Consider the following 14635-nt stretch of genomic DNA (forward strand, 5'->3'; position numbering starts at 1 on the left):
GGAACGACGTGACCACGCGAGAACGCGACACCAGCCACGACATCGCGATCGTGGGCATGGCGGGGAACCTCCCCGGCGCTCCGGACATCGGCAAGTTCTGGGCCGACCTGTGCGCGGGGCGGGACGGGATCACGAGGATGAGCCCGGCCGAGCTGCTCGCCGCCGGCGTGCCGCAGCAGCTGGTGGACGACCCGGCCTTCGTCGCCTCGTCGGGCGTGCTGTCCGATGTGGACCGTTTCGACGCGGAGCTGTTCGGCTTCAGCAGGTCCGAGGCCGAACTGGCCGACCCGCAGCACCGCCTGTTCCTCGAATGCTCGTGGCACGCGCTGGAGGACGCGGGCGTCGACCCCGAGACCTTCGACGGCCTCATCGGCGTGTTCGCCGGCGGCGCGCCGAGCACCTACCTGCTGTCCAACCTGCTGCAGAACGACGACCTCGCGCTGACCCACGGGCCCGACCACCTCGTCCTGCAGAACGAGAAGGACCTGCTGCCGTCGCGGGTGTCGTACGCCCTCGACCTCACCGGCCCGTCGGTGAGCGTGCAGAGCTGCAGCTCGACCGCGCTCGCCGCGGTCGCCGCCGGCTGCGGCAGCCTGCTCGCCGGCGAGTCGGACCTGGTCATCGCGGGCGCGGTCTCGGTGATCGTCCCGCAGGTCCCCGGCTACCTCTACCACCCGGCCGGCGAGTTCTCCCCGGACGGCGTCAGCCGCGTCCTGGACGCCGGCGCCAACGGCAAGATCCCCGGTGACGGGCTCGGCGCCGTCGTGCTGCGCAGGCTGGAGGACGCGCAGGCCGACGGGGACCGGATCTACGCGGTCATCCGCGGCTGGGCCGCGCTGCACGAGGGCCGCCACGGCCGCCAGGGGTTCGGCGTGCCCGGCGTGCCGGGCCAGACCGCCGTGATGGCCGAGGCGATGGCCGTGGCGGGAGTGGAGCCCGCCGAGATCGACCACGTCGAGGTGACCGCGATGGGCACGCCCTTCGGTGACGCCGTGGAGGTCATGGCGCTGCAGGAGGTCTTCGGCGTGGAGGGCGTCGAGCGGGTCACGCTCGGCTCGACCGACGGCAACCTCGGCCACATCAACCAGGCGGGCGGGATCGCGCGGCTGATCAAGGCGGCTCTCGCGCTGCACCACGAGAAGATGCCGCCCGCCGTGAACTTCTCCGCGCCGAACTCGCGGCTCGCGGGCTCCGGGGACAAGCTCGCGATGGTCGCGGAGCTGACCGACTGGCCGCGCGGCGAACGCCCGCGACTGGCCGGCGTCAACGCCCACGGGTACGGCGGCGCGGACGTGCACGTGATCATTGAGGAAGCACCGGCCGAGGACGCCGAACGACCGCCCGCGCGTCCACACCAGCTGCTGGTCTGGTCGGCCCGCACGGCAGAAGCCGCCGACGCCGCGACCACGAGGCTGGCCGCGGACGCCGAGCGGTGGGCGGACCCGGCTGACGCCGCCTACACGCTGCAGAGCGGCCGCAAAGCGTTCGGGGACAGGCGAATGGCCGTCGTGTCGTCGAGCGCCGACGCGGTGCGGGCGCTGACCTCACCGGCCCGCGTCCTCGCCGAAACCGGTGTGAGCACACGGCGAGCGGGTTTCCTGCTGGCCGGGGTGGGGGAGCAGTACGACGGCATGGCCGGCGGGCTGTACGCCTCCGAACCGGTGTTCCGCGCGGCGATCGACGAGTGCGCGGAGATGTTCCGCGAGCACCTCGGCTTCGACCCGGTCGCCCGCCTCGTCGGCGCCAGGACGGCGGGCGGCGGCGGTCTGGCCGCGCTGCTCGGTCGTACCCCGGAAGCCGACACCACCGGGGGAGGGCCCGCCGACACGGTCGTCGTCCAGCCCGGCGTCTTCGCGGTCGACTACGCGCTCGGCGTGCTGATGAAGGCCTGGGGCGTCGAGCCTTCGGTCCTCGCGGGGTACAGCGTCGGCGAGTTCGCCACGGCGGCGCTCGCGGGCAGCCTGACGCTCCAGGAGGCCACCGCCCTGGTGGCCACGAGGGCGAAGCTGATCTCGGGGCTGCCGGCCGGATCGATGGCCGCCGTGCCGTTGTCGGAGAACGAGCTGACCGCGCTGGTGGGCGACCTCGGGGTCTTCGGCCTCGACGTCGCCGCCGTCAACGGCCCCCGCATGATCGTCGTGTCGGGATCACCCGAGGGCGTCGTCCAGCTCACCGAGAAGCTCGCCGCCGAGGGAGTGCCCGCCAGGTCGTTGCGGACCACCCACGCGTTCCACTCGCGTTCCCTGCGGCCGGTGGCGGCGGAGCTCACCGCGTGGGCCAGGCGCAACCTCAGCCCCCGCGCTCCCGAGACGCCGTACCTGTCGAACGTCACCGGGCTGCCGATCACCGAGAAGCAGCTGAAGGACCCCGGCTACTGGGCGGAGCACATGTGCCGCCCGGTGCAGTTCGCCACCATGATCGGCCACCTGGCCGCGGAACGGCCCGGCACCGCGTTCGTCGAGCTCGGTGCGGGACAGTCGATGGGCGCGATGTTCCGTGGCCATCCGGACTTCCCCCAGAAGTCCTGGTCCCACCTCGTGTCCACCCTCCCGGGTGAAGCGGATCCCAGGCAGGACACCGAGTCCGTGACCGACGCGCTCGGCAGGCTGTGGCTGTCCGGTGTGGACGTCGACTGGCGCGCCTACCAGTCCGGCCGCGGAGCCAGGAAGACCACCCTGCCCGGCTACGCCTTCCAGCGCGAGCGCTACTGGGTCGAGCCCACCGCCCCCGAGGCCGGAACCGCGGTTCCGAGGGGCACCCGAGCGCGCTGACCGCACGCCAAGCCCGGCTTCGTCGCCCCTGACGCGTGCGAAGCCGGCTCCGGGCGGCGTGGCCGACCCGATTTCTTTCCCCACGAGCAGTGCATCCGAGGAGTAGCGATGACGAACGTTGGAGTTGTCGGCGCCGGAGTGATGGGCACCGGCGTCGCACAGGACCTGGCCCACCACGGGCACACCGTGGTCCTGGTGGACAACAACCAGGACGCGCTGGACGAGGCGCTCTCCCGGATCGAGCTGGAGTGCCGGATGAGCCGGATGCTCGGCGGCCCGGCGATCGACGCCGAGGCGGTGCTCGCGCTGATCACCGCCACCACCTCCCTCGAACTGCTCGCGGAGACCGAGGTGGTGATCGAGAACATCACCGAGAACTGGGACCTCAAGAAGGCGCTGTACGCGCAGCTCGACGTCGCCTGCAAGGCGGACACCGTGTTCGTGGCGAACACGTCGGCGATCCCGATCACCAAGATCGCTGCCCTGACCTCGCGCCCGGACAAGGTGATGGGCGTGCACTTCATGAACCCGGTGCCGATGAAGCCCGCGTGCGAGTTCATCCCCGGCTACCACACCAGTGAGCAGACCAAGGACACCGTCCGCGCGCTGCTGGAGTCGATCGGCAAGAAGCCGATCCCGGTCAACGACGCCTCCGGGTTCGTGTCCAACCGCGTGCTCATGCTGACCGTCAACGAGGCGGCCTTCCTGGTCCACGAGGGCGTCGCCGACGCGAAGACCGTCGACGAGGTGTTCCGCAGCTGCTTCGGCCACCCGATGGGACCGCTGGAGACGGCCGACCTCATCGGCGTCGACACGATCCTCTACAGCGTCGAGGTGCTCTACGAGCAGTTCAACGACAGCAAGTACCGCCCCTGCCCGCTGCTCAAGAAGATGACCGACGCCGGCCTGCACGGACGCAAGAGCGGCAAGGGTTTCTACACCTACCAGAGCATGGGCTGATCTCGCCCCCGATCCAGGTTTCCAGCCGAGAAAGGTCCAGAAATGTCGAATGACGCCCGCACCGAGATCCGTTCCTTCATCACGACCAAGTTCCCCGACGTGAAGTTCTCCGACGAGGAGGACATCTTCGCGCTCGGCTTCGTGAACTCCCTGTTCGCGATGGAGCTCGTGATGTTCATCGAGAAGGCGTTCGGCACGCGCATCCCGAACGAGGAGCTCCACCTGGGCAACTTCCGGTCCGTGGAGCTGATGGCCGACCTGGTGGCGCGGCAGTCCGCCGCGACCGTCGGCTGAGCGCGGTGACGATGCAAGCGCGGACGCGGAGCGCGCCGGCCGGCCTCGCCGAGGTCGTCCGGTTCGTCGACGAGGAGATCGCGCCGCACGCCAACGCCTTCGAGAAGGCGGAGTGGATCCCGCGGGACGTCCTGTCGCGCGTCGCCGAACTCGGCCTGTGGGCACCGTTCCTGCCCTCCGAGTTCGGCGGCGCGGACATGGACATGGTCACGCTCGGCCGCGTGCACGAGGAGATCGGCCGCGGCTGTTCCTCCCTGCGCAGCCTCCTGACCGTGCACTCGATGGTCAGCGCGTCGGTCCACCGCTGGGGCGACGACGCCCAGCAGGAGAAGTGGCTGCGCGCGCTCGCCGGCGGCGAGAAGCTCGGCGCGTTCTGCCTGACCGAACCCGACCACAGCGGCAGCGACTCCACCGCCGCGGGCACCACGGCGGTGCGGGGCGAGGACGGGTGGGTCCTCAACGGCAGGAAGAAGTGGATCACCGGCGGCCAGATCGCGAACGTCCTGATGGTGTTCGCGACGACGGACACCGGCATGAGCACCTTCCTGGTCGAGGCCGACCGGCCCGGCGTGCGGGTCGTCCCGCTGCCGCACGTGATGGGCACGACGGCGAGCATGCTCGCCGAGATCGAGTTCACCGACGTGCGCCTGGAACCGTCCGCCCTGCTCGGCCCGCCCGGCTGGGCGGCGGGGACGGTCATGACGAACGCCCTGAACCTGGGCCGCTACAGCGTGGCCTGCGGTTCGCTCGGCATCATCCGTGCCGCGCTCGAAGCGTGCGCGGCCTACACGTCGGTCCGGACGGCAGCCGGTGTCCCGCTGCGGGACCTGCCGCACGTGCGGCAGATGATGAGCGGCATGGTGACGGCCCGCGACGCGGCGAGGCTGTTGTGCCAGAGGGCGGGCGCGCTCAGCGACGAGGGCGACCCGGCGACGATCATGGCGACGTGGGTGGCGAAGTACCACGCCTCGAAGTCGGCCGCGCAGGCCGCGAGCGACGCGGTGCAGATCCACGGCGCCAACGGGTTCGGCCCCGACCACCGGGTCGCGCGGCTGTACCGGGACAGCAAGGTCATGGAGGTCATCGAGGGCAGCACCCAGATCCAGGAGCTGACGATCGCGGCCGAGGCATATCGAGAGGTGGCGCAGTGACGCAGACGGACGTCGTCGCTTCGGTCAAGCCGAAGCGCGGCCGCATCAAGTGCGTGGTGTGGGACCTGGACAACACCCTCTGGGACGGCACCCTTCTGGAGGACGCCTCGGTGAGGGTGCGTCCCGAGGTCGTGGAGGAGATCAAGCGGCTCGACGCCCTGGGCGTCCTGCACTCGGTGGCAAGCCGCAACGACCACGACGCCGCCATGGCGCGGCTGAAGGCGGAAGGACTCGACGAGTACTTCCTGTACCCGCAGATCAACTGGAACCCCAAGTCCCAGTCGGTCGAGCGGATCGCCAAGGAGATCAACATCGGGCTCGACGCGATCGCGTTCGTCGACGACCAGCCGTTCGAGCTGGAGGAGGTCGCGCACGCGCTGCCGGCGGTGAAGACCGTCGACACCGCGCGGATGGCCCAGGAACTCGCCTCCGAGGAGTTCCAGCCGAGGTTCGTGACCGACGAGTCCCGCGTGCGCCGCGACCTCTACCGCGCGGCCGCCGTGCGCGACCAGGCCGAGGTCGACTACACGGGCACCAACGAGGCGTTTCTGTCCACATTGGACATGGTGTTCACGATCAACCGGGCCAAGCAGGACGACCTGCAGCGCGCGGAGGAACTGACCGTCCGCACCAACCAGCTGAACTCGACCGGCCGCACGTACTCCTACGACGAGCTCGACGCGCTGCGCACCTCGCCCGACCACCTGCTGCTGGTCGCGTCGCTGACCGACAAGTACGGCGGCTACGGCAAGATCGGTCTCGCGCTCGTGGAGCGAGGAAAGCCCGCGTGGCACCTCAGGATGATGCTGATGTCGTGCCGCGTGATGGCCCGCGGCGTCGGGACGGTGCTGCTCAACCACGTGATGCGGCTGGCGAAGGAGGACGGCGCCCGGCTGCGTGCGGACTTCGTCGAGACCGGCCGCAACCGCGTGATGTACGTGACCTACGCGTTCGCGGGCTTCAGCGAGATCTCCCGCGACGACAACCGCTTGGTGCTGGAGTCGAGCCTCGACCAGATCCAGCCGCCTCCCGCCTACCTGGAGGTGAACGTCGAATGACCACGGCGAGCACCACCCACCACTGGCTTCCCTACGGCGTTGTCACGACCGGGACCCGCCTCTTCTGCTTCCCGCACGCGGGAGCCAGCGCTGCGGTGTACGCCGGCTGGCGCGCCGTCGGCGGCGACGACCCGGTGATCTGCCCGGTGCAGCTCCCCGGCCGCGCGGCACGCGGACGGGAGACCCCGCACCACGACCCCGAGGCGCTGGCCGACGACGTGCTCGACGGCCTGGGTCACGAGTTCACCGGCGACTACGCCCTGTTCGGGCACAGCGTCGGTGCCCTCACGGCCTACCAGGTCGCCAGGCGGATCGTCGAAAGGGGAGGACCGCCACCCAGGCACCTGTTCGTGTCCGGCAGGGCGGCGCCACAACTGCCGAACACGCGCAGGGAACTGCGTTCCCTGCCCACCGACGACCTCGTCGAGGAGCTGCGAGCGCTCGGCGGCCTGCCGGACATCCTGCTGCGAGAGCGCTCTCTGCTGGAGTCGTTCCTGCCGCTGCTGCGCGCGGACCTGGCGGTGAACGAGACCTACCGGCACGTCCCCGGACCGCCGCTGCCGATCCCGCTGACGGTGTTCGGCGGCGTCGACGACCCCCGTGCCCACCCCGCGGAACTGGCGGCGTGGCAGGAGCTGTCCGCGGACTCGGCGCTGGTGACCTACCCCGGTGGCCACTTCTACCTGGAGGACCGGGTGGGCGAGATGATGGACGTCGTCCGCCAGAGGATGGCCGGCTGAACCGCTGGCCTGAGCTCGGCCGAACATCGGGGGACGGGTCCAGCGCCACCGGCCGTCGGCCTCCTGAACGCGGTCACGCGTCCGGGACTTGGAGCCCAGCACACCGGTTTTCGGCCTCCTGGGCTTGAAATCCAGCACCACCGGCCGTCGGCCTCCCGGATGCGATAACGCGTCCATGGGCCTGAAACCCAGCACCACCGGCCCCTCGACCTCCCAGGCGCCACAACGCGCCCCAGGGCTCGAACCCCAGCACCACCTCCACCGAGGACTCGGTCGCCTTCGCGCGCCGACGAGCTCCTCCGCATCACCAAGATCTTCGGCTCCGGCAAGCAGCAGTGAGGAACGCACCAGGCAAGTTTCACGACCCGCAGCGAAGGGACCCACCATGACCGAGAGCGTGCAGACCACCAGCGTGAGCGACAGCGCTGTCGACGCCGAGACCAACCTCGGCCTCCTCGTCGACGCGGTGCTCCAGGGCGGCCCCGCCGACCTGCCCGCGGAGATCCGGGCTCGACGGGTGCACCGCGAGGAGCGCAAGGTCAAGATCCCGCACTACGGCGGGCACGAGCACTTCGAACGCGACGGAACCCCGCTCGACGAGCGCGCCGAGCTGGTGTTCCGCTGGACCGGACGCACCCGCGTCGCCGAGTGACGCCGATCGCCGGCCGATGCCGGAGGCGTTGAGCGCCTTCGGCATCGGCGGTCCGGCAGGCAGTCGCGGTACCGCCCGTCGAATGACCTGATCACCCGAATTCCGAAACCGATATGCACTTTCGCGACCACGGCCGAGGCACCTCCTCAGCCGTGGATTTCGCGCGTCCGAAAATACTGGGTGCGCGTGCCGCCGATCTCCCCGGATGCGCTTGAGATGACAACAATCGACGTCGTCTCGCGGCCGGACAGGATCCATCTTCCAGAAGTGGGCTGACTTCTCAGTCAGAACTTTACGACCAATTGAGGGCCCCCTCGGAGAATGCCGAGGTCGCGGATCTCATTGGATCGCCCCAGCCTGTTCCATCGCAGGTCGCGATGAATTCCCGCTCGGCCACGCACGGCATTGCCTGAGCATGCGCGCGCCTTCCGGATCTGGGTCGGCCGCGTTCGACTGTGTCGCGCTCTGCCCGTTTCGGCCGCAACCAAAGTTGCACCAAGGCCGTTCAGGCGTACGGACTCGGCAAGTCGACCGCACCAGGTCAGGCCATACGGAGCAGCTCGCTGCCCGTTTCCGTGAACCGGGCGAAAATCGGGCAGGATCCCACCAGGCTGGGGTTCCGACTGTCACGTTTCACGGGTGTTTCATCAAACGGTGAGCGCGAACCGAAGAACCCCGAGCCGAAGAGCCGGCGACAATCGGACCGCGTAAAGACCGCGTGAGGTCCGCGGCGTCGCGGCGGTCAGCCGAAGATGTCGGACGACCTCACCCACGCCATCCCTGAAGGCGTCCCCCGATCAATGGGCGCTCGCCTCATGAACCGAGCGAACAGCACCCGCGCAGTTCCGCCGCGATCACCGTCCGCAAATACACCCTGTCACGGAACTCGGGAGATTCGAGCATGATCACTCATCACGTCCAGGACGCCGACAACACCATCGAACCGGCGAAATCACAGCTCGACGATCTGCGCGGCGCGTGCGGGTTCGTGCCGGCGGCCGTCGGCCTCATGGTGGACTCGCCGGCGCTGATCAACACGTACCTGTCGGCGTTCGGCCACTTCCAGGACGAGGGGACCTTCACCGCGGACGAACGGCAGGTCCTGTTGCTGTCCAACGCGGTCGCGAACCGCAGCGAGTGGGCGGTCGCCTTCTACACCCTGCAGGCTCTCACCGAGGGGGTCGAGCCGTCCGTGGTGGAGGCGATCCGCCAGGGCATGCTGCCGAGGAACCGCCGGCTGGCCGCGCTGTCCGCGTTCACCCAGTCGGTGATAGAGCTCCGCGGGCAGGTGGACGAGGTGGAGCTGGCGGCCTTCCAGGCGGCGGGCTTCACGAGTGAGCAGGTGCTCGAAGTGATCACGGGGGTGGCCATCTCGGCGATGACGAACTACATCGCCAACATCGCACGCCCGCCACTGGAGGACGCGGCGCTGCCGCACTCCTGGAACGCGAGGGAGCTGGTGGGTTTCTAGGGACGGCCCTCGCAGCCTACGAACCTTCCTTCAGCGCACGCTGTTCCAGCTCCTTGCGGTCCGGCTTCCCGTTGCGGTTCAACGGGAACCGCTCGACGACGCTGACACGGTTCGGCTGCTCGTACTTCGGCAGGACGGAGTTGATCAGCTCGCGCCAGCGGGCCGGATCGCCGTTCTGCTCGTCCTCGACGTAGAACACGAGCGTCGAGCCACGCCGGTCGCAGGGCACCGCCGCGATCATCGTGGTGCAGCCGTGTTCGGCGAGGGTGCGTTCGATGATCTCCGGGTGCAGCGTGTACCCGTTGCGGTGCACGGCCGTCTTGCGGCCGGCGATGAACAGGTTTCCGTCGGTGTCCAGGTAGCCGAAGTCGTTGGTGGCGTACCAGTCCCGCTCCACGGGCGTCACGGTGCCCTCCGGCCCGAGGTAGCCCTCCATGAGGTCGGGGTCGAGCACCTCGATCTCACCGATCTCGCCGGCGGGGAGCTCCTCGCCGTTGTCCCCGCGGATGCGCACCGACATGCCTTCGACCGGGCGTCCCGTGCCGACGGGGTTGTCCGGCGTCGCGAACGCGACGTTGCCCATCTCGGTGCTGCCGTAGGAGTCCAGCAGCGGCAGGCCGTAGACCTCGACCGCCCGCTGCGACAGCGCAGGGTCGAGAGGCGCGGCGCCGCTGCACAGCATGCGGACCTCGCCGAACAGGCCGAGTGACGCGGTGCGCCTCTCCACGATGTTCAGGATGCTCTTGTAGGTGGCGGGCGTGGCGTCGACCACGGTCGTACCCGCCATGCCGGCGAGCTGCAGCGCGCGGTCCAGCCTGCGGTACGGGGCGATGACGAGCGAGCACCGCACGAGCCAGGCGATGAGGATCATCGAGATCCCGTACTGGTGGTTGAACGGCAGCAGCGGGAGCAGGACGTCGTCGGAGCGGTGCCCGACCAGATCGGCGTTGCGCTGGAGGTTCTTCAGGAACCGGCCGCCGTTCTTCACGACGCCCTTCGGCTCGCCGGTCGAGCCCGATGACCACATGATGATGCTGTCCGGCAGCTCGCACCACGCCGTGAAGTCCAGCGCGGAGTCGATCGGCTCACGGCCGCACGCGCCGACCGCGAGCTCGTAGCAGTGCACGACCTCCTGGTCCTTCGAAATGGGCGCGTCGTCGTCGACGATGACCATTTTCACCGAAGAACGGCTGCAGGCCTCTGCCGTGTGGTCGGATTTCTGCTGGTGGTCGACGAGCACCACCGAGGCGCCAACGTGCATCAGCGCGAAAAGCGTGCTGAGGTAGGAAACGGAATTGTCGACCTTCAACAACACGCGGTCGCCGAGGCCGAGCCCCAGGTCACGCAGCACGTCCGCGGTGCAGAGAGCGCGCTGCTCCAGCTCCTCGAAGGTGAAAGTGACATCCGGTGCGAATAGTTTTGCCGACATCGGAACAACTCCTCCCGCACGACTGTTGCAATGCAGGGTATTTCATCAAATCCCACTTACCGCCCACTGGACGGTAATCGCAGGGGTGCGCCAAATTATTCGGCGGCGGTGTGCCGGGGAACAATGGACGCGCCATCTCGTCGTACCCGGCCGTCAGCGGCGCCCCACCTCGGTCAGGCGCCGCCGTGCAGACCCCCGACCGGTTACCCGGCGCCACCGTTCGACGTGCCCGCGGCCGACAGCGAGTTGTCCGCAGAGATCCTCTCCATCACGGCCAGCGCCTTGCTCTCCCAGAACGCGAGCCGCAGCTCCTGGAACGTCCTCATCGCCTGTTCCACTATGGCGATGGCGTGGAACGTGTCCCCGCGCTGCGACACCAGCTGGGCGAGGTCGAGCTGGATCCGCGCGGCCCCGACCCGGTCGAGGTTCTCCTCGCACAGGCGGATCGCGCGCCGCAGCAGCCGCCCGGCCTCCGCGTACATGCGCATGCGGCCGTGTATCAGGCCGAGCGAGTGCAGCGCGTAGCTCTCGCCCACCGTGTCGCCGGAGCGCTGCACCATCGCGAGCACCGACGTGATGAGCTGCTGCGCCTGCTCGTACCGCCCCTGCACGAGCATCGCGCCACCGAGCCGATGCAGCACCTGGGCTTCCACGCGCGGGCTGGAGATCTCCCTGCACATGCGGAGGGCGTCGCTGAGCTGACTGATCGCCAGCTCGTTCTCGCCGCGGTCGATCGACAGCTGCGCGAGTTGGGACACGACGTGCGCCTGGCCGACGACGTCGCCGACGCGGGTGAAGTCGATCAGCGACTGCTCGAAGATCCGCAGCGCCACCTCGGGCCGTCCCTCGTTGTACTCCAGCAGTCCCAGGTTGCGGCGCACCAGCGCGAGACCCTGGGTGTCGTCGAGCTCGGTGAAGAGGTCCAGCGCGGGCTCCAGCGCGGCGCGGGAGGCCTCCATGCGCCGTTGGCTGTGGTGCAACGAACCGAGCGAGCACAGCAGTGCCGCGGTGCCGCGTTTGTTGCCGGCCTGGCGCACGGCTTCCAGCGCGCGTTCGTGGGTGTGCTGCCAGTCGTCGAAGCAGCTGCGCGTCTCGAACAACGTCACGAGCGTCATCGCCAGGTCCCAGCAGAGCTCGTCCAGACCGGCGTCGGCGGCCTGGACGACGGCCGCGCAGAGGTTCGGGTGCTCGCTCTCCAGCCAGCCCAGGGGGTCCTGCAGCACCACGTCGAGGTACGGCGCGGGTGGCTGCCAGCGCTTCCCCTGGCCGTGCAACAGGGTGAAGTCGCCGCCGTAGAGGTGGCGGTGTGCCTGCTCGGCCATCGCGAGCCAGCCCCCTGCGACCCGTTCCACGGATTCCAGCTGCGCGGCAGGCGTCTCGTGCGCGACGACGTGTTCCTTGGCGAACAAGCGGATCAGGTCGTGGAAGCGGTACCGCGGCAGGCCGGTGATGTCGCTGCCCACCACGTCCAGCAGCTGCGCGTCGACCAGCCGTTCCACCAGGTCGAAGCTGCGGCCGCGGTCGTCGGTGAGCGCCGAGGCCGTCCAGACCGGCAGGCTGTCCGCTTCGAGCAGGGACATCAGCCGCATCATCCGGCGCGCGTCGGGTTCCAGGCCGTCGTAGGTGAGCGACAGGCTGGCGCGCACGACCATGTCGCCGTGCACGAGCTCGTCCAGCCGGTGTTGTTCGTCGGCGAGGCGGCCGACCATCGAGGCGAGGGTCCAGTGCGGGCGCGCTGCCAGGCGGGCGCCGATGATGCGCAGCGCCAGTGGGAGCCCTCCCACGACGTCCAGCAACGCCGCCACGGCGACCGGTTCGCTCTCCAGGCGTTGCCTGCCGATGATGCGCCCCAGCAGCTCCCGCGAGTCGTCGGAGTCCATGCAGTCGACGTCGACCAGATGAGACCCGGCGAGCCCGGTGAGACGGGTCCTGCTCGTGACGATCACACCGCACGTCGGTGAGCCCGGAAGCAGTTGGTGCACCTGCGACTCGCTGCCCGCGTCGTCCAGGACGACCAGCACGCGCCGGTTCGCGAGCATGCTGCGGTACATGTCGGCGCGTTCGTCGACGCCGTCGGGCAACGTCGAGCCGACGACACCCAGAGCGGCGAGGAAACGGCCGAGAACCTCGGCGGGCGTGGCCGGTTGGGCGTGGGTGCCGCGCAGGTCGCAGTACAGCTGACCGTCCGGATAGGTCTCGGCGGCGACGCGATGGGCCACGTGGACCGCGAGAGCGCTCTTACCGATGCCCGCCTTGCCCGAGATGTTGACCACGTGCATCGTCATGTGGTCGCCGGAGAGCACGTTCTCGGCGCGCGCCACGACGTCCTGGCGGCCGATGAAGTCCGAGATCGTGGCGGGAAGCTGGTGCGGTGACACGACGTTCTGCACGACGACCGGGACGGACTCCTCCTGGTCGAGTCGCAGCACGTCGTCGTCGAGGAGGATCGCCGTCTCGAGCTTGCGCAGTTGGTCGCTCGGTTCCAGGCCGAGGCGTTCGATGAACAACTCGCGACCGGCGCGGTAAACGTCAAGGGCTTCCGGCTGCCGCCCGGAGCGGTAGAGTGCGAGCATCAGCTGACCGCGCAGGCGTTCTCGCAAAGGGTTTTCGGTGACCATGCTCTGCAATTCACCGATGAGAGCGTGATGGCGACCGAGTGACAGTTCGGTTTCCACGCAGTTCTCCAGCGCTGACAGGCGCTTCTCGTCGAGTCGCAGCGCTTTGCTCTGCAGCGCGGCACCGGCGGCGCTGAGCGCGGGCCCTCGCCACAGCGCCAGGGCCGAGCGCAGGATCGTCGAGGCCTCCTCCAGGCGTCCCTGGCGGACGGCGAGGTCGGCGGCGGCGACGCGGCGTTCGAAGAGGAAGACGTCGATCTTGTCCGCGGCGACTCGCAGCAGGTAGCCGGGCTGGCGGGTCTCGATCTGAGCGTCGACGCCGCCTCGCGCGAACTCCCGCCGGAGCGCGGACACGCAGATCTGGATCTGCGCTCGCGCGGTCGACGGCGGGTTGTGCTCCCAGACGACGTCGATCAACTGCTCCATGCTGACGACGCGGTTGGCTTCGAGCAGCAGGGCGCACAGGACGGTCCTCTGCCGCCGCGGCGGCGCCGGCACCTGCTCGTGGGCCCCGACTATCTCGATCATGCCCAGCAGCTTGAAAATCAGTTCGTCGTCAGGGGTGGGGCTCATGACAGGCGACCCCTCGTACCTAAGTTCGTCGCAGCGAATCGGTCACTTTCGCGTTTGTTCGGCTGGGCGGACCGAAATTGCGCGGAGCGTTTCCGTGATGTTAACTCAGGGTTGATCTCAACGCGAAGCGTCCTCATCTCCAGCATGTGACCTCTGCAAAGTTAGCCCTGGGAGCGAAAGCTGTCAAGATCTTCTTGTCCATCATTGTACGATCAAAGACAATGCTTCCCCCTAATAGTTGTCTCATTTGGGGATGGTTTCCGCCGAGGCGCCGACGGGGATAAACTCGCGCGCACGCGAAATATCGTTGCGGGATACAAACTTTGTAGTGGCCTGTCCGGCGTCTCTACTGTTACTCCGAACGGAGTAGTCGAGCGGGGTTGAACGCAGCAATCCGTTCGTTTGGTTTGCTAAACGCACGCTAATCATTGCGCGTTCCGCAACGTGATTTTTCCCGGTTGTTGATCACTCAGCGTAGTAACGGCGCGAGCTGACTGGCGGGTAAGTCATTCCGCGACTCATCGGCTCGCCGACGGCCACCATCGCAGCCAATCGATACGCGGTGGATTCGCGATAGAACGACGATGGGCCGCGCTCCTAACTTCTTCCTCAGACGCCGCTCGAAGGTGTCTTCAGCACGACTCGAGCCAAAGTCCGATCGAGTAAGAGGAAGCCCACATGATCCGCAAGAAGACCGCAGCCCTGGTTCTCTCCGTCATCCCGGCCGTCCTGACGATGACGCTCTTCGCCGGCACCGCGCAGGCCGACAACAGCCGTTGGGGCGACGGCCACCGGTGCGACACCCACTCGACGCGCCCCTCCGACGGTGACACGCCCTGGGCCTCCGTGACATCCGACGACACCCCCTGGGGACGCAAGGGCCCGCGTCGCTGCGACACCCCCTGGGGCTGATCACCCTTC

General features: G+C 68.7%; 11 protein-coding genes. 9 read left to right on the forward strand and 2 right to left on the reverse strand.

All coding sequences use genetic code 11. The features are described from left to right. The first annotated feature begins 8 nt into the window (after window positions 1-8). The 8 genes from ACFWN2_RS03540 (at window position 9) to ACFWN2_RS03575 (ending at window position 9097) form a co-directional block, all read left to right on the forward strand. A complete protein-coding gene (locus ACFWN2_RS03540) occupies window positions 9-2771 on the forward strand; it encodes a type I polyketide synthase (protein WP_382424683.1) in 2763 nt (920 codons plus the stop codon). 108 nt (window positions 2772-2879) lie between these two features. After that, the gene (locus ACFWN2_RS03545) at window positions 2880-3731 is read left to right on the forward strand and encodes a 3-hydroxyacyl-CoA dehydrogenase family protein (RefSeq protein ID WP_382424684.1); all 852 of its coding nucleotides are present in this window, start codon (window positions 2880-2882) and stop codon (window positions 3729-3731) included. A 42-nt stretch (window positions 3732-3773) separates the two neighbouring features. After that, on the forward strand, window positions 3774-4025 hold the full coding sequence (locus tag ACFWN2_RS03550; protein WP_382424685.1) for an acyl carrier protein: 252 nt from the start codon (window positions 3774-3776) through the stop codon (window positions 4023-4025). A gap of 11 nt (window positions 4026-4036) precedes the next feature. After that, window positions 4037-5176 carry an acyl-CoA dehydrogenase family protein gene (locus ACFWN2_RS03555; RefSeq protein ID WP_382425581.1) on the forward strand — a complete coding sequence of 380 codons (1140 nt, stop codon included), beginning with the start codon at window positions 4037-4039 and terminating at the stop codon, window positions 5174-5176. Continuing rightward, complete coding sequence (locus ACFWN2_RS03560) at window positions 5173-6234, forward strand: HAD-IIIC family phosphatase (protein WP_382424686.1); 1062 nt, start codon at window positions 5173-5175, stop codon at window positions 6232-6234. Before ACFWN2_RS03555 ends, ACFWN2_RS03560 begins: the two co-directional genes overlap by 4 nt. Beyond that, entirely contained in the window at window positions 6231-6974 is a 744-nt protein-coding gene (locus tag ACFWN2_RS03565; RefSeq protein ID WP_382424687.1) for a thioesterase II family protein, read from the forward strand. Before ACFWN2_RS03560 ends, ACFWN2_RS03565 begins: the two co-directional genes overlap by 4 nt. 385 nt (window positions 6975-7359) lie before the next feature. Continuing rightward, a complete protein-coding gene (locus ACFWN2_RS03570; protein WP_382424688.1) occupies window positions 7360-7626 on the forward strand; it encodes a DUF5988 family protein in 267 nt (88 codons plus the stop codon). Between the two features lie 901 nt (window positions 7627-8527). Beyond that, complete coding sequence (locus ACFWN2_RS03575) at window positions 8528-9097, forward strand: carboxymuconolactone decarboxylase family protein (RefSeq protein WP_382424689.1); 570 nt, start codon at window positions 8528-8530, stop codon at window positions 9095-9097. A gap of 16 nt (window positions 9098-9113) precedes the next feature. On the opposite strand, the gene ACFWN2_RS03580 is transcribed toward ACFWN2_RS03575, so the two are convergent. Further along, a complete protein-coding gene (locus tag ACFWN2_RS03580) occupies window positions 9114-10526 on the reverse strand; it encodes a class I adenylate-forming enzyme family protein (protein ID WP_382424690.1) in 1413 nt (470 codons plus the stop codon). A 203-nt stretch (window positions 10527-10729) separates the two neighbouring features. Continuing rightward, window positions 10730-13714, reverse strand: a complete 2985-nt coding sequence (locus ACFWN2_RS03585) for a BTAD domain-containing putative transcriptional regulator (protein WP_382424691.1) — start codon at window positions 13712-13714, stop codon at window positions 10730-10732. 678 nt (window positions 13715-14392) lie between these two features. On the opposite strand from ACFWN2_RS03585, the gene ACFWN2_RS03590 reads away from it, so the two are divergent. Beyond that, entirely contained in the window at window positions 14393-14626 is a 234-nt protein-coding gene (locus ACFWN2_RS03590) for a hypothetical protein (protein ID WP_382424692.1), read from the forward strand. Window positions 14627-14635 lie beyond the last annotated feature (9 nt).

Source organism: Lentzea sp. NPDC058436, assembly GCF_042721515.1.
GTDB lineage: Bacteria > Actinomycetota > Actinomycetes > Mycobacteriales > Pseudonocardiaceae > Lentzea.